Genomic DNA, 24,256 nt, shown 5'->3' on the forward strand with positions numbered 1-24,256 from the left:
CGGCGGGTCACGGGGGCCGACGGGTCACCGACCCGGGTCGTCAGGCGCCACGCTTCCTGAGCATGTCCGCCATCAGCAGCATCTCGGACTTCTGGGCGTCGACCATGCCCTGCGCGAGACCGCGCTCGATCTCCACCGAGCACTTCTGGACACAGCCCTCGGCCATGTGGACCCCGCCCCTGTGGTGCTCGGTCATGAGCTTCAGGTACAGGATCTCGGCCTCGCGGCCGCTCGCCTCGCGCAACTCGTCCAGCTGGGCGTTGGTCGCCATGCCCGGCATGAGCGCCCCGTCGAGCGGCCCGGTGTCGCCGGAGCCGCCCATGCCCATCCAGGTCATCGGCTCGACGCCGGACTCGATCTTGGGAAGCCCCCACAGGTCGAGCCAGCCGAGCATCATGCCCCGCTGGTTGGCCTGGGTGTTGGCGATGTCGTACGCCAGACGGCGCACCTCCTCGTCCTGGGTGCGGTCCCGGACGATGAACGACATCTCGACGGCCTGCTGGTGGTGGACGGCCATGTCCCGGGCGAAGCCGGCGTCCGCGGAGAGCGAGGACGGCGTACGCGGCGCCTCCTCGCGCTCAGCCGAGGCGACGGTGACGGCGCCCCCGGCGAACAGCAGGGCCAGCGCCACGGCAGTGATCGCCGCCCACTGCGTCCGGTTCGGCCGCCGGGCCGGGGGCGTCGGTACGGCGTCGCTGTCGACGTCGTCCTCGCCGAGCCGGCTCACTGGTCGAGCCCGCCGGTGCAAGCGGCGCCCGGCTCGGGGGTCTGCGGGCCCTGGACGTACTTGGTGAAGAAGGCGTCGATGCGGGGGTCGCTCGCGTTGTCCACGGTGACCTGCTTGCCCCAGGCGGACAGCATGATGGCGTCGGCCTGGTCGTCCACGGGGCTCATCAGCGTGTACTTGGTCTTGCCGACCTTGTCCTCCAGCTTCTTCACGTCGTCGGCAGCGGCCTTCTTGTTGTACGTCACCCAGACGGCGCCGTGCTCGAGGGAGTGCACGGCGTTCACCTCGGCGATGGCCTTCTTGTAGACGACGCCGTCGCAGTTCATCCAGACCGGGTGGTGGTCACCGCCGACCGGCGGCTTCATCTCGTACTTCACGGCCGTCTCGACGTGGTTCCGGCCGAGCTTCGCGGCGTCCCAGGACTTCTCGGCGGTGATGGGGGCCTTCGCGGCCGCGTCCTTCTTGTCCTGCTCGTCGGACTTCTTCATCAGCACGAAGGTGCCGAAGCCGACGAGGCCGAGGACGACGACGCCCGAGATGCCGATCGTGACGAGGCGGTTGCGGCGCTCACGGGCCTGCTCGGCGCGGCGCATCTCCTCTATTCGGGCGCGGCGGTCGGCGTTGGCGGAGCTCTTGGCGGCCATGGTGGTGTCGTCCTTCTTCAGGGATGGGGGTGGAGTTCGGGGGTGGACGTAGCGGGGCGGGGACGCCCGGCGCCGTTACGTCCGGAGAACTTGAAGGACGTGCAGATCCGGCGCGCGCGGCCGGACGCCGGAACGGCGCGCGGCGCCGTCACCGGACGGAGGCTCGAAGCGCGGGAGCCCGTCGGCCGCGTGCAGCGGCGGATCGAGCGGGGGCGCGCTGAGCACCGCGGGGGAGAGCGAGGGGAAGAGGGAGCAGCCACCGCGGTCGTACGGGCAGATGTACTCGACGACGGTGCCGGTGGCCGCCTGGGTGACGGTCGTGCCGCCGGTGGCCGCGGGCCCGTTCGCGGCCTTCGGTCCGGTGCCCGCGTGATGGTTCTCGGGACCGGGGCCGGCGCCCAGACAGAAGAAGAGCGCGGCGAGGAGCGTCGCCACGGCACTCACCAGTGCCATGGGACGCGCGTGCTGGGACGGGCGTACGAGCCGTGTGGCCCCCATGGGCGCAGATCGTAGTGGGCGCGGGGGCTCTGTGGGCCGAACGGGGTACCACTCGGTACCGACGGGTGGGCGGCCGAGGGACGAACGGAGACCCGGACGCCGCCCTTCCCGCGTTACCTGAGTCACACCCGAGCAGGCACTATGGGTGTGCAACGTGCGCGAAACCATGTGGTGGGATGCTCAGGTGCCCCCCGATGTGCTCTGAGGCGGTGGGAGCAGGCGGCCTGACCAGCGAGGATGGGTGTGGAAATGGACAAGCAGCAGGAATTTGTGCTCCGTACGCTCGAGGAGCGCGACATCCGCTTCGTACGTCTGTGGTTCACCGACGTGCTGGGCTTCCTCAAGTCGGTGGCCGTGGCGCCCGCCGAGCTCGAGCAGGCCTTCGACGAGGGCATCGGTTTCGACGGCTCCGCGATCGAGGGCTTCGCCCGCGTGTACGAGTCGGACATGATCGCCAAGCCGGACCCGGGGACGTTCCAGATCCTGCCGTGGCGGGCCGAGGCGCCGGGGACGGCGCGGATGTTCTGCGACATCCTGATGCCCGACGGCTCGCCGTCCTTCGCGGACCCGCGGTACGTCCTGAAGCGGGCGCTGGCCAAGACCTCGGACCTGGGCTTCACCTTCTACACCCACCCCGAGATCGAGTTCTTCCTCCTCAAGGACAAGCCGCTCGACGGCACGCGCCCCACCCCGGCGGACAACTCGGGGTACTTCGACCACACCCCGCAGAACGTGGGCATGGACTTCCGCCGCCAGGCGATCACGATGCTCGAATCGATGGGCATCTCGGTGGAGTTCAGCCACCACGAGGGAGCCCCGGGCCAGCAGGAGATCGACCTCCGCTACGCGGACGCCCTCTCCACGGCGGACAACATCATGACCTTCCGTCTGGTGATGAAGCAGGTGGCGCTGGAGCAGGGCGTGCAGGCCACGTTCATGCCGAAGCCGTTCTCGGACTACCCGGGCTCGGGCATGCACACCCACCTGTCGCTCTTCGAGGGCGACCGGAACGCGTTCTACGAGTCGGGCGCCGAGTACCAACTGTCCAAGGTCGGCCGCTCGTTCATCGCGGGCCTGCTGAAGCACGCGGGGGAGATCTCCGCCGTGACGAACCAGTGGGTCAACTCCTACAAGCGCATCTGGGGCGGCTCGTCCCGCACGGCGGGCTCGGGCGGCGAGGCCCCCTCGTACATCTGCTGGGGCCACAACAACCGCTCGGCCCTGATCCGCGTCCCCATGTACAAGCCGGGCAAGACGGGCTCCTCCCGCGTCGAGGTCCGATCCATCGACTCGGGCGCGAACCCCTACCTGACGTACGCGGTCCTCCTCGCCGCAGGCCTCAAGGGCATCGAGGAGGGCTACGAACTCCCGGCCGGCGCCGACGACGACGTCTGGGCCCTCTCGGACGCGGAACGCCGGGCGATGGGCATCGAACCGCTCCCGCAGAACCTGGGAGAGGCGATCGCCCTGATGGAGAAGAGCGAACTGGTGGCGGAGACCCTGGGCGAGCACGTCTTCGACTTCTTCCTCCGCAACAAGAAGCAGGAGTGGGAGGAGTACCGGAGCGAGGTCACCGCCTTCGAGCTGCGGAAGAACCTGCCGGTGCTGTAAGGGCAGGTCAGAGCGACTGCCAACCCCAAAGGAAACCCGGGCCGGCGGCTGTCAGCCGCCGGCCCGGAGTCGTCTCGACGAACCTTGGGCCGTCTGTGGGTCGTCCCACGTGGAAGCTACCCCCGTATGTGTCGTTCTTGGCACGGGTACGCGCCACCTCCACAGCTTTCAGCAGCGCGGTCCCCACGATGTTGTCCATGGACGCTGGGATCGCTGCTCTGTGGGGCGCTGGCATCGGTGGTGCGCTCGGAGCGGGAGGGGTTCTGGGATCCACATGGCTGGCGGGGCGAACCCAGGGGCGCACTCAACACCAGCATTGGCGTCGGCAGGGGCGGCGCGAGGCGTACAGCACGTTCATTGCTGCTGTCGCGGCCTACAGAGATGCTGCTGACAGTCTCATGGCACTCATGGAGGGCGACTACAGCCGCGACGACGCTTCATTGGCCCTGGAACGCGTCAGCGAGAAATTTCCTGCTGTGCGAGCCGCATCCTCGGTTGTGGCAGTGGAGGGGCCCGCCGACGTGGCAGCTCTGTCGCGAGAGGTCATGGAAGGCATCGGGCGTGCCATCGAGGACATCGACTTCTACGTCGCGGCCGCCGGCCGATTCGACCAACCGGCACTCTTCGAAGCGGGGCGCGTCCACGCAGCGCTGACTGAGCTTGGTGGCCTCTTGCGTAAGTTCACAGAGAAGGCCAGGGACGCCCTTGATGCGCAGGGGGTGTAAGCCCCGTCGCTCAACCAGCTCGCAAGATCTCGTCGCGTCCTTCGTACCTGGGGGGACCGGCAAGTCGTGAAATCGCCGGCGTGACCGAGGTACGAGCTGAGGGCCTTGATGTTCTCGCCGGCGTCGAGGAGCACGGACGCGTAGAAGTGCCGCAGCGCGTGCATCCCGTGCTCACGAGCCGCCTGGTGGCGCTCACCCTCCTTAGGCTCCGGAATGACGCCGGCCTGGACGAGGGCGAGCTTCCACACGCGGGTGTTGAAGTCGGTCCGTCGGACGGCCCCGCCGCCCGTCAGAGAGAAGAACAGCCGCTTGGTGACGAGCGGGCCGTCGGGCTTCAACCAAGGCAGGGAAACATCGACCGGCGGGAATTCCTCGGAGTGCTCGCGGAGAACGCGGGCGATTTGGCGGAGGAGGGGGACGTCCCGTTCCTTTCCGCGTTTCGGCGGGCCGAAGACGAGATGCCCGTTGACGACCTTCACCTGATTCGCGACGTGGAGCCACCCGGTGTCGAACCTGACGTGTTCCTCGGCCAGGCCGAAGATCTCGCCCTGGCGGAGACCGCAGCCGCCGCCGATATCGACCATCGCCTGGTAGCGCTTCGGGACCACGGAGCGAACGGCGAACACTCGGTCCGACGTCCACGGCCTCACCCGAGGCTCGGCTGGCGCCGGCGCCCGGACCGAGCGGGACTTGCACGGGTTCTTGGCGAGCAGCTCGTCGTCCACGGCCGCGGCGAGCACCGCGGAGACGCTGGCGAAGATGACCCGGCGGTACGAGGAGACGGGCAGGGCCTTCTCCAGCTCCGCGAGCCACCCCCGGATGTGTTCGGGCCGGAACGAATCGATCGGCCGAGTGCCGAGGTACGGGAACGCATGCAGCGCAGATGGACGCCCACCGTCGTACGTGTCGTCGGCTCCGTGGTCTGGGAGGCGAGCCACTTCTCGCCGTACTGCCGGAACGTGATCCGCCCGGCGGTGGGGTCGATGTACTGCCCTCGGGACATGTCGGCCTCGGTGGTGGAGGGCCACTTCTCCGCGAGCCGCTTCTTCTTGTCGGGGAAGCTCTTGGACTTCTCGGTGCCGTCGGGGCCGATGTAGCGGGCCCGGTAAAGCATGCCGATGCCGTAGCGGTCGGTCCTGACCCGGCGCTCCTTGCCGTCGGCGTCGGTCTCGGTCTTGTACCAGCGGTCCTGGACGTGGCCGGTCATGTGTGGCTGTAGTTCCTTTCGGTGTTCGAGAAAGGCCCGTGCCGCCCCGACGGGGGCAGCACGGGCCAGTGAGGGAGGCGGGTCAGGTGGCGGCGTCGAGGTCGCTCTGCTCGGCGACCCACGCCTGATGCAGGAAGTCCAGGAACATGTCAGCGAGCGCTCGTTGAGGATCTCCGACCTGTCGGCCCAGTTCACGGTTCCGAGCAGCTTCGAGGAACCGCGTGATTTCTGTGCACGCGTTCGGGCCGACGCTTCGCGTCACGGCGCGACCGATGATGCGCCGTCCGTCCGGCCACCCATCCGGGTCGCCTTCGTCCAGGGCTGCCCCGATCGCCAACCTCGCGAACCGTGCAGCCAGGCGTTCGGGGTCGATCGGCCTGCTCTCCATGGTCCCCTCTGTTGCCCCGTGGGAAACGGTAGCGAGAGGCGGCGCCCTCGTCGGCGACTTGAGCACTCCTCGGGAACCCGGGCCGGAGGGCGGGACGGGCGCGGCCCTGAGTCGTTTCATGTGGAGGAATCGGTTCCGCCGAGTCGGCGGGTCGCGCCTCGTGTGTTGACCCAAGTCGACTGCGGGGAAGTCCAGTTGGTCGAAAAGCTGTGCGATCATGAACGTCGCTTTACGGCCACTCGCCGGATAATTCCTTATTGATTGCAGAGGACCATGAAGTTCACCGCGTTCACCCGGGCCCGGCAGGGCCTGCTTGTTCTTGCAGCCTCCCTCGGTCTCGTCTTCGGCGTCTCGGCCGCTCCGGCCCAGGCCGTGTCCATCACCTACCTGGGCACCGTCGAGATCCGCGCGGAGCACTCCGGCCAGTGTCTTGAGGTGGCGGACTGGAGCAAGGCGAACGGCGCGGCCGTTCGGCAGTGGCCCTGTACCGGTGGCGACAACCAGAGATGGCACCGCTACTCCCAGGACAGCGACTACGGCGCCTACTACTACGTGAACGCCAACAGCGGTAAGTGCCTGGAGATCGGCGGCTGGGGGCGCAACAACGGCGCGACCGCCAACCAGTGGGACTGCCACTGGGGCCTCAACCAGGTCTTCCGCGGCCAGTACGGCCTCTCCATGGACAACGCGTACGTCTGGAACAAGTGCCTGGAGATAGCCGACTGGAGCACGCAGGCGGGCGCCCCGGCGCGGCTGTGGTCGTGCCACACCGGTGCCAACCAGACGTTCGACATCAGGTCCGTCGCCTGGTAGTCCCCTGGGGGGCGCCGGGCACCCGCCCGGCGCCCGTCCGCCCACCCGCGGTTAAATCCGTTGCCCGGGGCGGTGGGTCCGTTCAGACTGCCCCGGTGAAGATCGAATCCGTCGCCACCGAGCGGCTCCTGCTCCATCCGTTGACCGTGGCCGAGGCCGAGCGCGTCGTCGCCCGGGAGGCCGCGCCCGGGGACGCGTGGGGCGAGGGGTACCCCGGCGACGGGGACGTCCGCTCGGCCAACGGGTTTCTGCGGGGAGTCGCCGAGCGCGGCGATCCGGGAGTGTTCCGGGTGTACGCGATACGGCTCGCGGAGAGCGGCGTCACCGTCGGGGGGATCGGGTTCCACGGACCGCCCGACGAGATCGGGGTCGTCACCGTGGGATACGGGCTCGTGCCGGCCGCGCGCGGCAACAGGTACGCGACCGAGGCGCTCCGGGCGCTCATCGAGATCGCCCGGCGGGCCGGTGTCTCCGGCGTGAAGGGCGACGCCGACCTGGGCAATCCGGCGTCCCATCGGGTGATGGAGGCCGCCGGGATGCCGTGCGTGGCGGAGGACGAGCAGCTCCGGCACTTCTATCTGGGGTTCTAGGTAGCACGGTCCGTCCGCGCTAGCGTCGGGTTCCATGCCGGAACCCCACCCCCGCGTCTGGTACGCCGCCTACGGCTCCAACATGCATGCCGAGCGCCTCGGTTGCTATCTCGCCGGAGGCCGCCCGGACGGAAGTGCGCGCGAGTATCCCGGCTGCCGGGACCCGCGGGGCCCCGACCGGTCCGTGGCCGTCGAGCTGGACGGGCAGGTGTACTTCGCGACCGAGTCGGCCGTGTGGACCGGGGGCCGGGCCTTCTACGACCCGGATGCGGACGGCACCGCATGGGGCGTCGCGCATCTGCTGACCGCCGGGCAGTTCTCCGACATCGCCGCACAGGAGATGTACCGGGAGCCCGTCGCCGACCTCGATCTGGCCGAGGTCCTCGCCACCGGCCGCTGCGCACTCGGCCCCGGACGGTACGAGACCCTCGTCTGCCCGGGGCGCATCGACGGCGTCCCCGTGCTCACCCTCACCGCGCCCTGGCCGATGCCGGCGGCGGACGGGCTCCGCCCGCCCTCCGCCGCCTATCTGCGGCACCTCGCGGCAGGGCTCCACGAGGCCGGGGCGTGGCGGCCCGCCGAGGTGGCCGGCTATCTCGCCTCCCGGCCCGGCGCGGCGGGCCACTGGACGGCGGAGGACGTGGCCGCCTTCAGCGTTCCGAGAGCTCCGACGGCGCCTCCTGGACCGTCCAGCCGTTGCCGTCCGGGTCCTCGAAGGTCATGAAGGCGTTCCACGTGCCGCCCTTGCCGGCCTCCCAGCCCTTCTCGCCCACGTGCCGGATCGCCGAGACCTCCACCCCGCGCCCCACGAACTCCGCCCGGGCCGCCTCGATGTCCGTCACACAGAACTGGAGGCCCTGGAGGGTGCCCGGGGCCATCTCCTTCGTGCCCGGCATCGGCGGGAACCCGTTCAGCAGCGCGAGCGAACAGCGCGAGCCCGGCGGCGTCAGCTGGACCATGCGGATGCCCGGCGCCATCTCGTCGTCCAGGTCGACGGCGAAGCCGCACTTCTCGGCGTAGAACTCCTTCGCCCGGTCCATGTCGGTGACGGGGACCGGGACGACTTCCAGTGTCCAGTTCACGGGGGCTCTCCTCAGAAACGCCAGCGGGTCTGTCCGAAGGGGTCGCCCTTGGCGAAGCCGAAGGCCGTGCGAGGCGCGACCGCGAACACCAGGGCCGTACCACCGTCCCCCCGGAACGCCCCGTCGCGCACCTCGAAACGCCAGTCCTCGCCGTACTTCTCCACCCACGCCCCGGCGAGCGCCGCCAGCCGGTCCTCGTCCGTCACCCGTGCCGCCTCGCCCTCGACCACGAGGTCGAAGCCCTCGTCGAGCGCGGGCGTGCCCGTCGTCAGGACCACCGAGGTGTTGGCCTCCAGGTTGCGGGCCTTGCGCTCGTCCGGGCCGGTGCAGAAGTGGAGCGCTCCCTCCGACCAGACGGCGATCAGCGGGGTCACGTGCGGCCGGCCGTCGGGGCGAACGGTCGTCAGCCAGAAGACCTCGGCCGCCGCGAGCCGCGCCTCGGCCGCGGACCAGGGGACCGGGCCCGCCTTGTCGTCGCTGTACCGGGGATCGAGGACCGTCTGCGGGGTCTGCGGGTTCATCGCCGTTCCCTTCGTCGCCTGCTCCGTCGCGTGCGCGTGGTGCACAGGTAACGACCGGACCGGCGGGCGAAACTCATCGGCCCGCCACGGATCAGGCCGGCCACGGATCAGGCCGGCCACGGATCAGGCTGGCCACGGATCACGGCCGGGCAGGGATCACGGCCGGCCACGGATCACGGCCGGGCAGGGATCACGGCCGGGCAGGGATCACGGCCAGGCACGGCTCGTCGCCGGCCACGGATCACGGCCGGCCACGGCTCGTCGCCCGCCACGGATCACGTCCGCCACGGTCGCCGTCGGCCACGGCCGTCGTCCGCCACGGTCGTCGTCCACCGCGGCTCATTCGGCCGCCGCGACTCCCCGTCCGTTCGGCACGCCCGGCCCCGCCGGCGCCGGCGTCCAGTGCAGACCGCCGTCCAGGCCGATCGCCGCCACCCCGTCCGTCCCCGCGTCCGGCGCCCCCGCGAACAGGAACTTCTCCAGCTTCCACGCCGGTCCCGCCGCCCCCGTCCTGCCGCGCGGCGCCGTCGCGAGGAAGCCGGTCCGGGACCGGACCGCGAGGAGCCCGTCGCCGCCGCTCACCGGGCCGAAGCCCGCCACGCCGCCGGGCAGCTCCGTGACCCGGGAGACCGGGCCGACGCCCGAGAAGTCGGCGCTGCGCAGATCGCCGGAGGCCGGCTTGCGGAACCAGAGCCGTACGCCGTCGCCGTTCGGCGCGGGGCTCGCGCTCAGCGCCAGGGTCGTCGGCGGGAGCGCGGTCAGCGCCGGACCCGTGAGCGGACCGCCGGACACGTGCTGCGCCCAGAACAGGACGGTCTTCGGGGTGCTCGCGAAGACGTAGGCCCGGCCCTTGGCGTCCGTCGCCGCGACCGGGTCGCCGACCACGTCCGCGCCGCCGAGCACCCGCCACGGCCCCCAGCCGCCGTCCGCGCCCTGCTCACGGGCGTTCAGACGGCGCAGGCTGTCGCGCAGGACCAGGGTCGCGCGGCCGTCGGCGCCCACGGTCACGGCGGGCGCGCTGATGTCCGAGGTGCCGGCCGCGTCGTTCCGCTCGGGGGTCCCGAGCGAGCGCCACGGGCCGAAGGCGCCGCCGGGCGCCGTCTGCTCGGTGCTCACGACCTCGCGGCGGTAGCCGGCCGGGCCGCCGTCGAGGAGCGTCCGGGTGCCGTAGACCGCGATCCGGCCGTCGGGCAGCGACACCGACGTGACCCCGGTGTCCATGCCGCCGCCGGGCAGCAGCGTCGGGCCGCTCCACGCGCCGCCGTCGGCCGGCTTCCGCCAGGCCGCGAGCTGTCCGTCGAGGACGGAGAAGGCGTGCAGCACGCCGTCCCGGTCCCGCTGCACCCAGGAGGTGGAGGTGCCCCGGGCGTACCGCACGGTAGCGGTCCAGCCGCGTCCGGCGGGCCTCGCGGCGACCTTCAGGTCGCCGCAGCCGGCGGGCGTCCCGCAGTCGTTGACGCCGTCCAGCCAGGCGTAGGTCTTCAGGGTCTTCAGCTTGTCGCCCGCCGTCTCGGGGTCGAGGGTGTGCGGCAGGACGCTGGTGGGGTAGCCGAGGTAGTTCTGCACGCCGATGCGCTGATGCCCGGGCAGCTCCGCGTACCGGGCGAGCGCGGCCTGGGCGAACCGCGCCCCGTACAGGTGGTCCTGGTGGTCGCCGATCTTCCCGGTCTTCGGGTCGATGCCGGGGCTCGGGTCCTGCATCCGGACGAAGGTCGGCCGGAACCGGTCGAGCAGCCCGGCGATCGTCGCCACGACCTCGTCCTTCGTGTACCTGAAGTCGGCGGCGACCGGGGTACCGGAGGAGCGCTGCGACTCCAGCGTGCCGATCCGTCCGTGCCAGAGGCCGTTCAGGCTGTGCGGGCGGTACTGGTTGGTCGACCCCGCCTCGCGTATCTGCAGCCACACCAGCCTGACCTTCGGGTCGGCGCGCAGGGTGTCCAGCTCGGCCAGGCCGCCGCCGGCCGTGGGGATCGCCACCCGGTCCCAGGGGCTGGTCCGGCTGCCGGTCGCCATCTCGGAGTACGCGGCACGGATGCCGTTCTGCCGGGCCTCGGCGTAGCCGGCCTTGTCGGCCTTGGCGGAGGCGGCGTCGCGGGGGCGGGCGTTGACGCCGTCGGACTCACCGGCCGTCAGATACACCGCGGCCAGCGGGGTGCCGGAGCGGATGGTCTGGGATATGTCCGGGTTCATGAAGAACAGGTCGTCGTCCGGGTGCGCCACGATCTGCATGACCGAGGTGGCGGAGTGCGCCCCGGACGCCGGGGGCCGCGGGGTCCGGCCGGGCGTCCCGGGGTCCGAGGCCGGGTCCTGGGACTCCGGGCCGGTGGCCATGGGGACCGGCGAGGGGGCCGACGCCCGAGGCGGCGCGGCCGGGGTCGTGGGCGCCTTTCCTTCCGGTGCCGCCGTCTGCGCCGCGGCCGTCTCCGGTGTACCGGTCACCGACAGGAGTCCGGCGAAGGCGCCACCCACCAGGGCGGTCGTGACCGCGGTGGAGACGGCCCTGCGGCGGGACATGGGGAGACGGCGGCGGAGGCGTATGGGCATGGTCGGCGGCGCGCTTTCGGCAGGTCGGGCAGGCGGGTCGGTCCCGCGCTGGTGGACGGGGGTCGCTTCAGGGGTCGCCTGATCGGGCTCGGGCAGGCGGGGTGGTTCCGCGCATGCGGTCGGGTCCGCTTCAGGGTCGCTTCGGCGGGTACGAGCAGGCGGGAGTGGTCCGCCACCAGCAAGACGGACTTTCAAGGAATACGGTTCATCGACCTCGAAAAGCCATCGATGTGGGGGACGTCACGTGTGATCCGCTGCGAACCGAAGGCCTGAAGGCTCCCGTCCCCCGCTCCGGATAGGCTCGATCCGCCCGGGTTCCGACCCGGGGGTGAGTCCTGGGGTCGAGCCCGGGGCGGACCTGCTCGGAGGGAGCGGCGGAATGACGGTGCCGGGACGCAGGAGCAGCACGTTCTCACGTCTGCTGCGGCACGGATTCACCGACCCGTCGGGGGCGGAACGGCTCCTGGACGTGCCCGAGCTGTCCGCGCTCCGCGGCGACTCGGTCCTCCTCGACGCCCTCGGCGCGACCGCCGATCCCGACCTCGCCCTGCGCGGTCTCGTCCGCCTCGTCGAGGCGCAGCCCGAGACCGAGCGGCAGACCTTCACGACCACCCTGCTCGCGGCCAAGCCGTTCCGGGACCGGCTCCTCGGGGTGCTCGGCGCCTCCGAGGCGCTCGCCGACCACCTGGCCCGGCACCCGCGCGACTGGGAGTCCCTCGTCACGTACGAGGCCGCCGACCTGCACCCGGGGGTCGCCGAGTTCGAGCACGGGCTCGCCGAGGCGGTCGACGCGGTCTCGCTGCGGGTCGCCTACCGCAGGTGTCTGCTGGCCATAGCGGCCCGTGACGTGTGCGGCACCATCGACGTGGCCGAGACCGCCGCCGAGCTCGCCGACCTGGCGACGGCGACCCTGCGCGCCGCGCTCGCCATCGCCCGTACCGCCGCGCCCGCCGACGCCGCCATGTGCCGGCTCGCCGTGATCGCGATGGGCAAGTGCGGCGGTCACGAGCTGAACTACGTCTCCGACGTGGACGTGATCTTCGTGGGGGAGCCGGCCGACGGCGCCGACGAGGGCAAGGCCATGCAGGCGGCGACCCGGCTCGCCTCGCACCTGATGCGGATCTGCTCGGAGACCACCGTCGAGGGCACGATCTGGCCGGTCGACGCGAATCTGCGCCCCGAGGGCCGCAACGGCCCCCTCGTCCGTACGCTCTCCTCCCACCTCGCGTACTACCAGCGCTGGGCGAAGACCTGGGAGTTCCAGGCGCTGCTCAAGGCGCGTGCGGTGGCCGGCGACCCGGAGCTCGGCGCCCACTACATCGGCGCCGTCTCCCCGCTCGTCTGGCAGGCCGCCGAGCGCGAGAACTTCGTCCCCGACGTGCAGAAGATGCGCCGCCGGGTCGTCGACAACATCCCCGTCGCCCAGGTCGACCGCGAGCTCAAGCTCGGCCCCGGCGGCCTCCGCGACGTCGAGTTCGCCGTCCAGCTGCTCCAGCTCGTGCACGGCCGCAGCGACGCCGGACTGCACAGCGGCACCACCCTCGACGCGCTCGCCGCCCTCGCCGCCGGCGGCTACGTCGGCCGGGCCGACGCCGCCCAGCTCGACGAGGCCTACCGCTTCCTGCGGGCCATGGAGCACCGCATCCAGCTGTACCGGCTGCGCCGCACCCATCTCGTCCCGGAGGACGAGGCCGACCTGCGCCGCCTCGGCCGCTCGCTCGGACTGCGCACCGATCCGGTCGCCGATCTGAACAAGGAGTGGAAGCGGCACGCGGCCGTCGTCCGCCGCCTGCACGAGAAGCTCTTCTACCGGCCGCTCCTCGACGCCGTCGCCCAGCTCGCGCCCGGCGAGATCCGGCTCAGCCCGAAGGCCGCTGGGCAGCGGCTCGAAGCGCTGGGTTACGAGGACCCCGCCGCCGCCCTGCGTCATCTGGAGGCCCTCGCCTCCGGGGTCACCCGCAAGGCCGCGATCCAGCGGACGCTGCTCCCGGTGCTGCTCGGCTGGTTCGCGGACTCGGCCGACCCGGACGCCGGCCTGCTCGGCTTCCGCAAGGTCTCCGACGCCCTCGGCAAGACCCCCTGGTACCTGCGGCTGCTCCGTGACGAGGGCGCCGCCGCCGAGAACCTCGCCCGGGTCCTCTCCGCCGGACGCCTCGCTCCCGACCTGCTGCTGCGCGCTCCCGAGGCGGTCGCGCTGCTCGGCGACCCGGAGGGGCTGAAGCCGCGCGGCCTGGACCACCTGGAGCAGGAGGTCCTGGCGGCGGTGGGCCGCGCGTCCGACGCCGAGCAGGCCGTCGCGGCGGCCAGGGGGGTGCGCCGCAGGGAGCTGTTCCGGACCGCCGCGGCCGATCTCATCGGCTCGTACGGCACCGAGGACAGCCCCCGCGAGCCCGACCCGGGTGCCCTGGTCGACCGGGTGGGGGAGGCGGTCACCGACCTCAACGCGGCGACGATCGCGGGCGCCCTGCGGGCCGCCGTCCGTGCGGAGTGGGGCGACGAACTGCCCACCCGGTTCGCCGTCATCGGCATGGGTCGCTTCGGCGGTCACGAGCTGGGGTACGGCTCCGACGCCGACGTCCTGTTCGTGCACGAGCCGCGCGAGGGCGTCGACGAGCAGGACGCGGCCAGGGCGGCGAACAAGGTGGTCGCCGAGATGCGACGGCTGCTGCAACTCCCCACCGCGGACCCGCCGTTGCTGATCGACGCGGATCTCAGGCCGGAGGGCAAGAGCGGCCCCCTGGTCCGCACCCTGAAGTCGTACGCGGCCTACTACCGTCGCTGGTCGCTCGTCTGGGAGAGCCAGGCGCTGCTGCGTGCCGAACCCATCGCGGGCGACCGCGAGCTGGGGGACCGGTTCGTCGAACTCGTCGACCCGCTGCGCTATCCGGCCGAGGGTCTCGGCGAGGACGCCGTCCGCGAGATCCGCCGCCTCAAGGCCCGGATGGAGTCCGAGCGGCTGCCGCGCGGCGCCGACCCGACCCTCCACGCCAAGCTGGGGCGCGGCGGTCTGAGCGACGTCGAGTGGACGGTCCAGCTGCTTCAGATGCGGCACGGCTGGGTGGAGCCGGGGCTGCGGACGACCCGTACCCGCGAGGCGCTCAGGGCGGCCCACGCGGCCGGCCTCATCCCGACGGAGGAGGCGCAGACCCTGGACGAGGCGTGGGTCCTCGCCACCCGCGTCCGCAACGCGGTGATGCTGGTCCGCGGCCGGCCCGGCGACACCTTCCCCTCGGACCCGCGCGAACTCGCTGCGGTCGGACGGTACCTGGGGTACGAGTCCGGTCATGTCGGCGAGATGGTCGACGACTACCGGCGGATCACCCGTCGGGCCCGCGCCGTCGTCGAGGAGCTGTTCTACGGGGCGTAGGCCCCCGGGCCGGTCGCGTGGACCGGCCCTCGCCGCGTCTACACCCCGTCCGGCATGCCCCGGACGTGGGTCAGATAGCCGGCCAGGGCCAGTTCGAAGGCGGTGTCGGTGCGGCCCCCCTCGGGGAAGGCGGCGAGCGCCCGCGCGAGGCGCGGGGTCGCCGTGTCGTCGGCCAGCTCCCACATCGCCTCCGGGGCCGCCATGTCGAGGGCGGAGCCGAGGACCAGGTTCTCCAGGGCGATGATCGCCGGCATCACGTCCGGGAGGGCGAAGCCCGCGTCGATGAGGAGGGCGACCGCCTTCTCGTACTGCTCCAGGACCCGCGGGGCGCGCACCGGAGAGGTGGTGAGCAGGGGGATCGCCTTCGGGTGGGCGGCGAAGGCGGCCCGGTAGGAGCGCGCCCAGGCGGCGACGGCCGCGTCCCAGGGCTTTCCGTCGAGGGTGCCGCCGTCGATGGCGGCGCAGATCCGCTCCCGCAGCAGCTCCACGATGCCGTCCCGGCCGTCCACATGGTGGTACACCGAGGCCGTCTGCACGCCGAGTCGTCTGGCGATCTGGGGGACGCTGAAGTCGCCCTGCTCGTCGACGAGTTCGAGTGCCGTGGTGGTGATGCGCACCCGGTCGAGCAGGGGCTTGTGCGGCCGGCCCATGGACGTTCTCCCGCTGTTCAGGTCTTCCCGAATCGTTGGACACGAGGCTACATTGCGCCAACCGAAAGCCTTTAGGTTTACGAGAAGGGCTTCTCCCGCATGTCCTCCAGCACCTCCGACAAGCCGCCCGGCCTGCGCACCGGCACCCTCGGCACCGCCGACATCTCCTTCTTCGTCGTCTCCGCCGCCGCACCGCTCACCGTGATGGCCGGCGTCGCCCCCATCGCCCTCGTCCTCGGCGGCATCGGAGCCCCGGCCGGCTACCTCCTCGCGGGCATCACCCTGGCGATCTTCGCCATCGGCTTCACCACCATGAGCCGCCACGTCCGCAGCGGCGGCGCCTTCTACGCGTACATCGCCCAGGGGCTCGGCACACCGCTCGGCATCGCCGCCGCCCTCGTCGCCATGGTCGGCTACAACGGCATGGAGATCGGGGTCTACGGGCTCCTCGGCTCCGCGAGTTCCGACACCGCCGGCGCCCTGTGGGGCATCGACCTGCCCTGGCTGCCGATCGCCCTCGCCGGCCTGCTGGTCATCTGGTACGGCGGCTACCGCTCCATCGACTTCGGCGCCAAGGTCCTCGGCGTCCTGCTCGTCGCCGAGACCGGCATACTCGTCCTCCTCGCCGGCGGCGTGCTCCTCAAGGGCGGCGCGAACGGGCTCTCCCTCGCCTCCTTCGCCCCCGGCAACGTCCTCGTCCCCGGCACGGCGGCCGTACTGGCCTTCGCCTTCTCGGCCTTCACCGGCTTCGAGTCGACCGTGATCTACCGCCGTGAGGCCCGCGACCCGGCCCGCACCATCCCCCGCGCCACCTACATCGCGGTCGGCTTCCTCGGCCTGTTCTACGCCTTCGTCGTCTGGACCGTGATCCAGGCCTTCGGCGACGACAAGGTCGTCGCAGCCGCCGCCGGCGACACCGGGGGACTCTTCTTCGCCGCCATCACCACCTACGTCGGCCCCTGGGCCGCCGACCTGATGCACGTGTTCATCGTGACCAGCATCATCGCCTCGCTGCTCGCCTTCCACAACGCGATCAACCGCTACGCCCTCGCCCTCGCCGAGGAGGGCGTCCTGCCCGCCGCACTCGGCCGGATCCACCCCCGCCACCGTTCCCCGTACGTCGCGGGCCTCGCCCAGACCGTGCTCGGCGCGGGTGTCGTCCTCGGCTTCGCGGCCGCCGGCGCCGACCCGTACACGCAGCTGCTGCTCTGGGTGAACACCCCCGGGATGCTCGGGCTCATGGCGCTGATGCTGCTCGCCGCCCTCGCCGTCGTCCGCTACTTCCGGCGCGTCCCGCACCAGGAGGGCGCCCTGCGCACCCTCGTCGCCCCCGTCACCGCGGCCGCCCTGCTCGTCGTGGCGATCTGGCTGGTCGCCTCGAAGGTCGCGCTCTTCACCGGCGCCTCCCCGACGGTCAACACGGTCCTCGTCGCGGTCGTCCCCGCCGTCCTCGTCCTCGGGCTCCTCCTCGCGTACCGGCTGCGCCGCACTCGCCCCGAGATCTACGCCCGCTTCGCCGAAGAACCGCCCACCGACCCGCACGCCGAAGGAGCCGAAGCCCCGTGTCCGCAGCCCCCGACCTCCTCCTCGTCGACGCCCGCGTCCGTACCCCCGAGCCGAGCGGCCACACCACTGTCGCCGTCCGCGACGGACTGATCACCGCCCTCGGCGACGCCGCCGACGCCCGCGCCTGGCGCGGCCCCGGCACCGAGGTCGTCGACCTGGCCGGCGCCACCCTCACCCCCGGTCTCACCGACGCCCACAGCCACCCCGTCTGGGGCCTGGAGATGTTCACCGGCACCGACCTGTCCGGTGTCGCCGACCTCGACGGACTGCGGGCCGCCCTCCGTGACGCGGACCGCCGCGACGGCTGGATCATCGGCTTCGGCCTCGACCACAACGTCTTCGGCGGCCGCCCCGTCCACCGCGACCTGATCGAGGACGTCCTCGGCGGCGCACCCGCGTACCTCCGGCTCTACGACGGACACTCGGCCCTGGCCGGTACGGCCGCCCTCAAGGCCGCCGGCATCGACGGGCCCCGCGCCTTCGCCCAGCTCTCCGAGATCGTCTGCGACGCCGGCGGACGGCCCACCGGGCATCTGGTCGAGCACGCCGCCATGGACCTGATGACCCCGGTCCTGCCCGCCCAGCCGTACGCCGAGCGCCGCGACCGGCTCGTCGACCTGCTCACCGGCATGGCCGCCACCGGACTCACCTCCGCCCACGTCATGGACCTCGGCGGCCCCGACGTACCCGGCCTCCTGACCGCCCTGGAGGAGGACGGCGAGCTGCCGCTGCGCCTCCGTCTCGCGCCCTGGTGCATGCCGGGCGTCAGCGAGGAGGAGCTGGAGGAGTTCGTACGGCTCCAGGGGCGGGGCGGGCGCCTGTGGGCGATCGGCGGCGTGAAGTTCTTCATGGACGGCACCGTCGAGGGCGGCACCGCCTGGCTGGAACACGCCGACTGTCACGGCCGGGGCACCGACGCCTTCTGGCCCGATCCGGCCGCGTACTCCGCCGCCGTGCGCCGTCTCCACCGCGCGGGCGTCGGCACCGCCACCCACGCCATCGGCGACGCCGCCGTACGGCACGTCCTCGACACCGTGGAAACCCTGGGTACGGGCGGTCCCCGCCATCGCATCGAGCACATCGAGACGGTCCCCGACGACCAGCTGGGGAGGTTCGCCGCGCTCGGAGTCGTCGCCTCGATGCAACCCCCGCACACCGCGTACACCCGCGCCGACCACACCGACGAATGGTCCAGGCGACTCGGTGAGGGGCGGGCGGCCCGTGCCTGGCGCTGCCGTGACCTGCGGGACGCCGGGGCGCACCTCGCGCTCGGCTCGGACTGGCCCATCGCCCACTACGACGCCCGGCAGGTCCTCGCCACCGCGCGAGCCCCGCGCGGCGCGGCCTCGGCCCGGCACGGGCTCACCGGTCCGATGGCCCTGGAGGGGATGACCACGCACGCGGCGGTCGCGGCGGGGGAGGAACGGATCGCGGGCCGGATCGCCCCGGGTCACCGGGCCGACCTCACCGCCTTCGCGGTGGACCCGGTGGAGGCTCCGGCGGACGAGACGGCGAACGCCCCGATCCGTCTCACCGTCGCCGGCGGCCGGATCACCTTCCGGAGCTGACCGAGCGCTCCGTGCCGGCCTTCTCGGCCGTATCCGTCCCGGCGGCCACCTCGGTCGACGAGACGGCGCCGGCCTTCTCGTCCTCGCGGTCCGTCTCCCCCTTCGGAGGCGGGCCGCTCCGCGTCACCGCGCCCGGCATCGGCTCGACCAGCTTGGGGAGGCGGTGCGGGCGGGAGCCGTACCAGAAGTAGGAGACGGCGAAGCCGAAGCCGAGGCAGATCATGCCGCCGACCGCGTCCAGCCAGAAGTGGTTGGCGGTGGCGACGATGACGACGAGGGTCGCCACCGGGTAGAGCAGGCCCAGGATCCTCGCCCAGGGCGCCTTGGCCAGGAGGAAGATCGTCAGGCCGCACCAGAGGGACCAGCCGATGTGCATCGACGGCATCGCCGCGTACTGGTTCGACACGTGCTTGAGGTTGCCCGAGGCCATCGAGCCCCAGGTGTGGTGGACGAGCACCGTGTCGACGAAGTTCTGGCTGGTCATGAGCCGCGGGGGTGCGAGCGGGTACAGGTAGTAACCGACCAGTGCCACACCGGTGGTCGCGAACAGCACGGTGCGGAACGCCCCGTAACGGCCCGGGTGCCATCGGTACAGCCACACGAGCACACCGATGGTCACGATGAAGTGCAGCGTCGCGTAGTAGTAGTTCATCGACACGATCAGCCATGTCACCGAGTTCACGGCGTGGTTCACGGCGTGCTCGAAGGCGAGACCGAGGGACTGCTCGGTCTCCCAGATCCAGTCGGCGTTCTTGAAGGCCTGGGCCTTCTGCTCCGGCACCGCATTGCGGATCAGCGAGTACGTCCAGTAACTGACCGCGATCAGCGCGATCTCGAACCAGATCGTGGGGCGCCGCGGCGCGCGCGCACGGAGGCGCGCGAACCTGCCGTCGGCCACGGTGGGTGACGACGGGGTCGTCCGGTTGTCCAAACTCTTCACGGTCGTTTCACCCATAGGGAGAGAGTCTGCCAGATCCCTTCCCCCCGACCGATCATCCCTCCGACGGGTTCGGGGCGCACCCGGTCCACCTCGGGAATGAGGTCGCACGGAGGGTGCCGTCAGGGTCGCGAGCAGCTACAGGGGCAGGTCGGGCAGGGCGGGTCGGGCGGTGGAGCGGGCGCGGGTTCGGCGCCCGGTTGTCAGACGCGTCCGGCGGGCGGCGCGGAGGCCGTCGACCCGCGGACGACCAGTTCGGGCATGAAGACGAACTCGGAGTGCGGGGCGGGAGTGCCTCCGACCTCCTCGAGCAGCGCCCGGACCGCGGCCTGCCCCATCGCCTGCACGGGCTGCCGGATGGTGGTCAGCGGCGGATCGGTGAACGCTATGAGGGGAGAGTCGTCGAAACCGACGACGGAGACGTCCCTGGGGACGTCGAGACCCTGCTGCCGTGCGGCCCGGATCGCGCCGAGCGCCATCATGTCGCTCGCGCAGACCACCGCCGTGCAGCCGCGGGAGATCAGCGCCCCGGCCGCGGCCTGGCCGCCCTCGAGGGTGTAGAGGGAGTGCTGGATCAGCGCCTCGGACTCCTCGAAGCCGAGGCCGAGCCGCTCCTCCATGCCCTGCTGGAAGCCCTCTATCTTGCGGAGCACCGGCACGAACCGTTTCGGTCCGACGGCGAGCCCGATCCTGGTGTGCCCGAGCGCGGCCAGGTGCGTCACCGCGAGCCGCATCGCGGCGCGGTCGTCGGGGGAGACGAAGGGCGCCTGCACCTTCGGGGAGAAACCGTTGAGGAGGACGTACGGGACACCCTTGCCGCGCAGCTGGTCGTAGCGCGTCATGTCGGCGGTGGTGTCGGCGTGCAGTCCGGACACGAAGATGATGCCGGCGACGCCCCGCTCGACCAGCATGTCGGTGAGCTCGTCCTCGGTGGACCCGCCGGGGGTCTGGGTGGCGAGCACCGGGGTGTATCCCTGCCGGGTCAGGGCCTGCCCGATGACCTGCGCGAGCGCGGGGAAGATCGGGTTGTCCAGTTCGGGGGTGATGAGGCCGACGAGGCCCGCGCTGCGCTGGCGCAGTCGTACGGGCCGCTCGTAGCCGAGCACGTCGAGCGCGGCAAGGACGGATTCACGGGTGGCCCCGGCCACACCGGGCTTGCCGTTGAGCACGCGGCTGACTGTGGCCTCACTGACCCCCGCCTGGGCTGCGATGTCGGAGAGCCGCGCGGTCATGAGGATGGACTGTACCGGTCACGGGGCGTATTGCCCACCGCATGGCTGAGGTGCGCGTGATGCAAGCCACTCCGCAAGCTCTTGCAGGTTTTGCGGGGCGTGCGTGGTGCGTTCGGGGCGTGCGCGCGGGGCCGTGCGGCGCGCGAGGGGCGTGTGTCAGCTGCTGTCAAGCGATTCAACGGCAACCTTCGGGACACGCGGATGTAACGATCCCCGGTCCTTGCAGAAAGTTCTCGCAAGGTCTTTCGGCTCGTTTTCATCCCTGTTACGTTCCTGGCAACCCGGAGCGCCGCGAGGGAGCGGTCGCATGAGGAAGGTTCCAGCCCCTCGTCCCCCCGGGATCAGTTGAAGGAGTTCACATGCGGCGTGGCATAGCGGCCACCGCGCTGGTCGCGGCCCTGGGCGTGACCCTGGCGGCGTGCGGGAGTGACAGCGGTTCGGACGGCGGCTCGAAGAGCTCGGGCGAGCTTTCCGGCACCGTGACCTGGTGGGACACCTCCACGGTCGGCTCCGAGGACAAGGTCTTCAAGAAGGTCGCCGAGGACTTCAAGAAGAAGCACCCGAAGGTCACCGTCAAGTACGTGAACGTGCCGTTCGGTGAGGCGCAGAACAAGTTCAAGAACGCCGCGCAGTCCGGCTCCGGCGCCCCCGACGTCATCCGCTCCGAGGTCGCCTGGACCCCCGAGTTCGCGGACCTCGGCTACCTGGCCCCGCTGGACGGCACCGCCGCCCTCAAGAACCAGGACGACTTCCTGGAGCAGGCCGCGGCCTCCACCAAGTACAACGGCAAGACCTACGCCGTCCCGCAGGTCATCGACTCCATGGGCATCTTCTACAACAAGAAGATCTTCAAGGAGGCCGGCGTCGAGGTCCCCAAGACCATCGACGAGCTCAAGACCGTCTCCGCCAAGATCAAGCAGAAGACCGGCAACCCCGGCCTCTACCTGCGCGGCGACGACGCCTACTGGTTCCTCTCCTTCCTCTACGGCGAGGGCGGCGACCTCGTCGACGCCGACAAGAAGCAGATCACCGTCGACAACCCGGCCGGTGTGAAGGGCTTCAAGGTCGTCAAGGACCTGGTGGACTCCGGTGCCGCCAAGACCGACGCCACCGACGGCTGGAACAACATGCAGACCGCCTTCAAGGAAGGCAAGGTCGCGATGATGATCAACGGCCCGTGGGCCGTCGCCGACACCTACGCCGGCAAGGAGTTCGCCGACAAGGCGAACCTGGGCATCGCCCCGGTCCCCGCCGGTTCGGCCGGCCAGGGCGCCCCGCAGGGCGGCCACAACCTCGCCGTCTACGCGGGCTCCAAGAACCTCGACGCGTCCTACGCCTTCGCCGAGTACATGACCTCGGTCGAGACCCAGGCGACGGTCGCCAAGGAGCTCAGCCTGCTCCCGACCCGTGAGTCCGTCTACATCAAGCCGGACGTCGCGACCAACGAGATGATCGGCTTCTTCAAGCCGGTCGTCGACAAGGCCGTCGAGCGCCCCTGGATCCCGGAGACCGGCAGCCTCTTCGCGCCGCTCGTCACCGAGTACACCAAGGTCCTCACCGGCCAGACCACCCCGGACGCGGGAGCCAAGGCGACGGGCGACGCCTACCGCAAGCTCCTGAAGGACTGGAAGTAACAGGAAGGCAGGCCGGCTGATGGCTGTGGACACCCCCAGCCAGTCGGTGGCGAAGGCCGCGGGCGACAGTGTCGCCCGCGGCCGGAGCCGCGGAACTGGCAAGCGCAGGAGCGTCAGGAAGCGCTCCCTCGCCACCCACTGGTACGCCTGGGCGATGATCGCCCCGGTGACGATCGTGATCGCGGTGATCATCGGCTATCCGCTGGTCCGCGGCATCTACCTGTCGCTGACCGACGCCAACGAGCGGAACGTCGCACGGTCGATCGGCGTCAACGAGATCCCGGCCACCTATGAGTTCGTCGGCCTGGACAACTACGCCGACGCGCTCACCGGCGGCCAGTTCCTCTCCACCCTGGGCTGGACCCTGCTGTGGACGGTGGCCTGTGTCTCGGTCACCTTCGCGCTCGGCCTCACCCTCGCCAACGTCCTCAACCGCAAGATCGCCGGCCGCTCCTTCTACCGGCTGCTGCTGATCCTGCCCTGGGCCGTGCCCGGCTTCGTCTCCGTCTTCGCCTGGCGCTTCCTCTACAACCAGGACAACGGTCTCCTCAACAAGATCCTCGCGGGCGGCGGCATCGACGCCGTGCCGTGGCTGAACGACCCCACCTGGGCCAAGTTCTCGGTCATCCTCGTCAACGTGTGGCTCGGCGTGCCGTTCATGATGGTCGCCCTCCTCGGCGGGCTCCAGTCCATCCCCGGCGAGCTGTACGAGGCCGCCGAGATGGACGGCGCCAACGCCTGGCAGCGCTTCCGGCACATCACCATGCCCGGCCTGAGCTCGGTGTCGACGACGGTGGTCCTGCTCTCCACCATCTGGACCTTCAACATGTTCCCGGTGATCTTCCTGCTCACCCGGGGCGGGCCCGGCGAGGCCACCCAGATCCTCGTCACCCAGGCGTACAAGTTCTCCTTCGAGGTCAGTCCGCGCGACTTCGCCCAGTCCTCCACCTGGGGCGTGCTCATCCTGGTCCTCCTGATGCTCTTCGCCGCGGTCTACCGGCGAGTCCTCCGCAAGCAGGGAGAAGTCTGGTGACGACCACGACCCCCACCCCCCAGGCCGTCGTGAACACGCCGATCCGCGGACGTCGTTCGCCGCTCGCCTCGGTCGCCCTGCACGTCACCCTGATCGTGGCGTCCGTGATCGCCGTCTTCCCCGTGCTGTGGGTCCTGCTGACCTCGCTCAAGCCGGCCAAGTACGCGATCACCACGGACTTCTTCAAGGAGACGACGCTCGAGAACTACACGAACCTGCTGAAGGACACCCCGTTCCTCACCTGGTTCGGCAACTCGCTGCTGGTCGCCGGTCTGACCACGGTCATCGGCGTCTTCATCTCCGCCACCACGGGCTACGCCGTCAGCCGCTTCCGCTTCCCCGGCAAGCGCGGTCTGATGTGGACGCTGCTCATCACCCAGATGTTCCCGGTCGCCGTCCTGATCGTGCCGATCTACAACATCATGGCGTCGATGGGCCTGCTCAACCAGCCGGTCGGCCTGGTCATCACGTACCTGACCATCGCCGTCCCGTTCTGCGCGTGGATGATGAAGGGCTTCTTCGACACCATCCCGCGCGAGATCGACGAGTCCGGCTACGTCGACGGCCTCACCCCGTTCGGCACCTTCTGGCGGCTGATCCTGCCGCTCGCCAAGCCGGGCATCGCGGTCACCGCGTTCTACTCCTTCATCACCGCCTGGGGCGAGGTCGCCTACGCCTCCGCCTTCATGGTCGGCGACGAGAACCTCACGCTCGCCGGCGGACTCCAGAAGTTCGTCAACCAGTACGGCGCCCAGTGGGGCCCGATGGCCGCGGCCTCCGTGCTCATCGCCATCCCCGCGGCCCTGGTGTTCCTCTTCGCCCAGCGTCACCTCGTCACCGGCATGTCCGCCGGTGCCGTCAAGGGCTGACGGCCCTGAGCCCGCCCTCTGTACGCACCTCTGTACGCACCTCCTTACCT

21 protein-coding genes and 1 pseudogene are annotated in these 24,256 nt (G+C 71.1%); 11 read left to right on the top strand and 11 right to left on the bottom strand.

What is annotated here, in order from left to right; translation table 11 throughout:
• Nucleotides 1-40: 40 nt before the first annotated feature.
• From IF00_RS0103860 to IF00_RS0103870, 3 genes are all read right to left on the bottom strand, one after another.
• Nucleotides 41-640, bottom strand: coding sequence for a DUF305 domain-containing protein (locus IF00_RS0103860; protein WP_030314192.1), 600 nt, complete (start codon nt 638-640; stop codon nt 41-43).
• An 83-nt stretch (nt 641-723) separates the two neighbouring features.
• Entirely contained in the window at nt 724-1,371 is a 648-nt protein-coding gene (locus tag IF00_RS0103865; protein WP_030314194.1) for a thioredoxin-like domain-containing protein, read from the bottom strand.
• Between the two features lie 75 nt (nt 1,372-1,446).
• Nucleotides 1,447-1,869 carry a hypothetical protein gene (locus tag IF00_RS0103870; RefSeq protein WP_030314196.1) on the bottom strand — a complete coding sequence of 141 codons (423 nt, stop codon included), beginning with the start codon at nt 1,867-1,869 and terminating at the stop codon, nt 1,447-1,449.
• 249 nt (nt 1,870-2,118) lie between these two features.
• Here IF00_RS0103870 and IF00_RS0103875 point away from each other — a divergent pair, with 249 nt between their 5' ends.
• Nucleotides 2,119-3,480 (top strand): glutamine synthetase family protein, encoded by a 1,362-nt coding sequence (locus IF00_RS0103875; RefSeq protein WP_015033133.1) that lies wholly within the window; start codon nt 2,119-2,121, stop codon nt 3,478-3,480.
• Nucleotides 3,481-3,677: 197 nt separating this feature from the next.
• Nucleotides 3,678-4,205 carry a hypothetical protein gene (locus IF00_RS46020; protein WP_167346842.1) on the top strand — a complete coding sequence of 176 codons (528 nt, stop codon included), beginning with the start codon at nt 3,678-3,680 and terminating at the stop codon, nt 4,203-4,205.
• Nucleotides 4,206-4,261: 56 nt separating this feature from the next.
• Here the strand turns inward: IF00_RS46020 and IF00_RS40925 are convergent.
• Both IF00_RS40925 and IF00_RS0103885 read right to left on the bottom strand, forming a co-directional pair.
• A pseudogene (locus IF00_RS40925) lies at nt 4,262-5,412 on the bottom strand (tyrosine-type recombinase/integrase); the annotation flags it as partial.
• Between the two features lie 82 nt (nt 5,413-5,494).
• The gene (locus IF00_RS0103885) at nt 5,495-5,800 is read right to left on the bottom strand and encodes a hypothetical protein (RefSeq protein ID WP_030314200.1); all 306 of its coding nucleotides are present in this window, start codon (nt 5,798-5,800) and stop codon (nt 5,495-5,497) included.
• Between the two features lie 273 nt (nt 5,801-6,073).
• Between IF00_RS0103885 and IF00_RS0103890 the strand changes: the two genes are divergently transcribed.
• The 3 genes from IF00_RS0103890 to IF00_RS0103900 all read left to right on the top strand — a co-directional run bounded on the left by IF00_RS0103890 (nt 6,074) and on the right by IF00_RS0103900 (nt 7,927).
• A complete protein-coding gene (locus tag IF00_RS0103890) occupies nt 6,074-6,613 on the top strand; it encodes an RICIN domain-containing protein (RefSeq protein ID WP_051819812.1) in 540 nt (179 codons plus the stop codon).
• Between the two features lie 95 nt (nt 6,614-6,708).
• Nucleotides 6,709-7,203, top strand: a complete 495-nt coding sequence (locus IF00_RS0103895; protein WP_030314204.1) for a GNAT family N-acetyltransferase — start codon at nt 6,709-6,711, stop codon at nt 7,201-7,203.
• Nucleotides 7,204-7,237: 34 nt separating this feature from the next.
• Nucleotides 7,238-7,927 carry a hypothetical protein gene (locus tag IF00_RS0103900; RefSeq protein ID WP_051819813.1) on the top strand — a complete coding sequence of 230 codons (690 nt, stop codon included), beginning with the start codon at nt 7,238-7,240 and terminating at the stop codon, nt 7,925-7,927.
• Here IF00_RS0103900 and IF00_RS0103905 read toward each other — a convergent pair.
• The 3 genes from IF00_RS0103905 to IF00_RS0103915 form a co-directional block, all read right to left on the bottom strand.
• Nucleotides 7,854-8,285 carry a VOC family protein gene (locus IF00_RS0103905; RefSeq protein ID WP_030314208.1) on the bottom strand — a complete coding sequence of 144 codons (432 nt, stop codon included), beginning with the start codon at nt 8,283-8,285 and terminating at the stop codon, nt 7,854-7,856. The genes IF00_RS0103900 and IF00_RS0103905 overlap by 74 nt on opposite strands.
• 11 nt (nt 8,286-8,296) lie before the next feature.
• Complete coding sequence (locus IF00_RS0103910; protein ID WP_030314209.1) at nt 8,297-8,806, bottom strand: pyridoxamine 5'-phosphate oxidase family protein; 510 nt, start codon at nt 8,804-8,806, stop codon at nt 8,297-8,299.
• A gap of 339 nt (nt 8,807-9,145) precedes the next feature.
• On the bottom strand, nt 9,146-11,320 hold the full coding sequence (locus IF00_RS0103915) for a PIG-L family deacetylase (RefSeq protein ID WP_245234424.1): 2,175 nt from the start codon (nt 11,318-11,320) through the stop codon (nt 9,146-9,148).
• Between the two features lie 409 nt (nt 11,321-11,729).
• On the opposite strand from IF00_RS0103915, the gene IF00_RS0103920 reads away from it, so the two are divergent.
• Nucleotides 11,730-14,717 carry a bifunctional [glutamine synthetase] adenylyltransferase/[glutamine synthetase]-adenylyl-L-tyrosine phosphorylase gene (locus tag IF00_RS0103920; protein WP_030314214.1) on the top strand — a complete coding sequence of 996 codons (2,988 nt, stop codon included), beginning with the start codon at nt 11,730-11,732 and terminating at the stop codon, nt 14,715-14,717.
• 38 nt (nt 14,718-14,755) lie between these two features.
• Here the strand turns inward: IF00_RS0103920 and IF00_RS0103925 are convergent, their stop codons facing one another.
• On the bottom strand, nt 14,756-15,367 hold the full coding sequence (locus IF00_RS0103925) for a TetR/AcrR family transcriptional regulator C-terminal domain-containing protein (protein ID WP_030314216.1): 612 nt from the start codon (nt 15,365-15,367) through the stop codon (nt 14,756-14,758).
• 99 nt (nt 15,368-15,466) lie between these two features.
• Here IF00_RS0103925 and IF00_RS0103930 point away from each other — a divergent pair, with 99 nt between their 5' ends.
• Together IF00_RS0103930 and IF00_RS0103935 are read left to right on the top strand one after the other, a co-directional pair.
• Nucleotides 15,467-17,023, top strand: a complete 1,557-nt coding sequence (locus tag IF00_RS0103930) for an APC family permease (RefSeq protein ID WP_051819818.1) — start codon at nt 15,467-15,469, stop codon at nt 17,021-17,023.
• Nucleotides 16,930-18,501, top strand: a complete 1,572-nt coding sequence (locus tag IF00_RS0103935; RefSeq protein ID WP_030314220.1) for an amidohydrolase — start codon at nt 16,930-16,932, stop codon at nt 18,499-18,501. Before IF00_RS0103930 ends, IF00_RS0103935 begins: the two co-directional genes overlap by 94 nt.
• On the opposite strand, the gene IF00_RS0103940 is transcribed toward IF00_RS0103935, so the two are convergent.
• Together IF00_RS0103940 and IF00_RS0103945 are read right to left on the bottom strand one after the other, a co-directional pair.
• Nucleotides 18,485-19,456, bottom strand: a complete 972-nt coding sequence (locus tag IF00_RS0103940) for a phosphatase PAP2 family protein (protein ID WP_030314221.1) — start codon at nt 19,454-19,456, stop codon at nt 18,485-18,487. The two genes, IF00_RS0103935 and IF00_RS0103940, sit on opposite strands and share 17 nt — an antisense overlap.
• A 185-nt stretch (nt 19,457-19,641) precedes the next feature.
• Nucleotides 19,642-20,670 (bottom strand): LacI family DNA-binding transcriptional regulator, encoded by a 1,029-nt coding sequence (locus tag IF00_RS0103945; RefSeq protein WP_030314223.1) that lies wholly within the window; start codon nt 20,668-20,670, stop codon nt 19,642-19,644.
• Nucleotides 20,671-21,029: 359 nt separating this feature from the next.
• On the opposite strand from IF00_RS0103945, the gene IF00_RS0103950 reads away from it, so the two are divergent.
• Genes IF00_RS0103950 through IF00_RS0103960 form a run of 3 tightly spaced genes read left to right on the top strand, consistent with a single transcriptional unit; the run spans nt 21,030 to nt 24,206 of the window.
• Nucleotides 21,030-22,304, top strand: a complete 1,275-nt coding sequence (locus IF00_RS0103950) for an extracellular solute-binding protein (protein WP_030314224.1) — start codon at nt 21,030-21,032, stop codon at nt 22,302-22,304.
• Between the two features lie 19 nt (nt 22,305-22,323).
• A complete protein-coding gene (locus tag IF00_RS0103955) occupies nt 22,324-23,337 on the top strand; it encodes a carbohydrate ABC transporter permease (protein ID WP_030314226.1) in 1,014 nt (337 codons plus the stop codon).
• Nucleotides 23,331-24,206, top strand: coding sequence for a sugar ABC transporter permease (locus tag IF00_RS0103960; RefSeq protein ID WP_037637533.1), 876 nt, complete (start codon nt 23,331-23,333; stop codon nt 24,204-24,206). The genes IF00_RS0103955 and IF00_RS0103960 overlap by 7 nt, the downstream gene beginning before the upstream one ends.
• Nucleotides 24,207-24,256: the final 50 nt, after the last annotated feature.

It is taken from the genome of Streptomyces flavochromogenes, assembly GCF_000717595.1.
In the GTDB taxonomy this organism is placed as follows: Bacteria; Actinomycetota; Actinomycetes; order Streptomycetales; family Streptomycetaceae; genus Streptomyces; species Streptomyces flavochromogenes.

Bases quoted from the DNA above. Each gene is read 5' to 3' on its own strand.
- IF00_RS0103865 (WP_030314194.1), bottom strand. From the start codon at position 1,371: ATGGCCGCCAAGAGCTCCGCCAACGCCGACCGCCGCGCCCGAATAGAG.
- IF00_RS0103910 (WP_030314209.1), bottom strand. From the start codon at position 8,806: ATGAACCCGCAGACCCCGCAGACGGTCCTCGATCCCCGGTACAGCGAC.
- IF00_RS0103925 (WP_030314216.1), bottom strand. From the start codon at position 15,367: ATGGGCCGGCCGCACAAGCCCCTGCTCGACCGGGTGCGCATCACCACC.
- IF00_RS46020 (WP_167346842.1), top strand. From the start codon at position 3,678: ATGGACGCTGGGATCGCTGCTCTGTGGGGCGCTGGCATCGGTGGTGCG.
- IF00_RS0103890 (WP_051819812.1), top strand. From the start codon at position 6,074: ATGAAGTTCACCGCGTTCACCCGGGCCCGGCAGGGCCTGCTTGTTCTT.
- IF00_RS0103920 (WP_030314214.1), top strand. From the start codon at position 11,730: ATGACGGTGCCGGGACGCAGGAGCAGCACGTTCTCACGTCTGCTGCGG.
- IF00_RS0103945 (WP_030314223.1), bottom strand. From the start codon at position 20,670: ATGACCGCGCGGCTCTCCGACATCGCAGCCCAGGCGGGGGTCAGTGAG.
- IF00_RS0103885 (WP_030314200.1), bottom strand. From the start codon at position 5,800: ATGGAGAGCAGGCCGATCGACCCCGAACGCCTGGCTGCACGGTTCGCG.
- IF00_RS0103900 (WP_051819813.1), top strand. From the start codon at position 7,238: ATGCCGGAACCCCACCCCCGCGTCTGGTACGCCGCCTACGGCTCCAAC.
- IF00_RS0103955 (WP_030314226.1), top strand. From the start codon at position 22,324: ATGGCTGTGGACACCCCCAGCCAGTCGGTGGCGAAGGCCGCGGGCGAC.
- IF00_RS0103950 (WP_030314224.1), top strand. From the start codon at position 21,030: ATGCGGCGTGGCATAGCGGCCACCGCGCTGGTCGCGGCCCTGGGCGTG.
- IF00_RS0103870 (WP_030314196.1), bottom strand. From the start codon at position 1,869: ATGGGGGCCACACGGCTCGTACGCCCGTCCCAGCACGCGCGTCCCATG.
- IF00_RS0103875 (WP_015033133.1), top strand. From the start codon at position 2,119: ATGGACAAGCAGCAGGAATTTGTGCTCCGTACGCTCGAGGAGCGCGAC.
- IF00_RS0103930 (WP_051819818.1), top strand. From the start codon at position 15,467: ATGTCCTCCAGCACCTCCGACAAGCCGCCCGGCCTGCGCACCGGCACC.
- IF00_RS0103940 (WP_030314221.1), bottom strand. From the start codon at position 19,456: ATGGGTGAAACGACCGTGAAGAGTTTGGACAACCGGACGACCCCGTCG.
- IF00_RS0103915 (WP_245234424.1), bottom strand. From the start codon at position 11,320: ATGTCCCGCCGCAGGGCCGTCTCCACCGCGGTCACGACCGCCCTGGTG.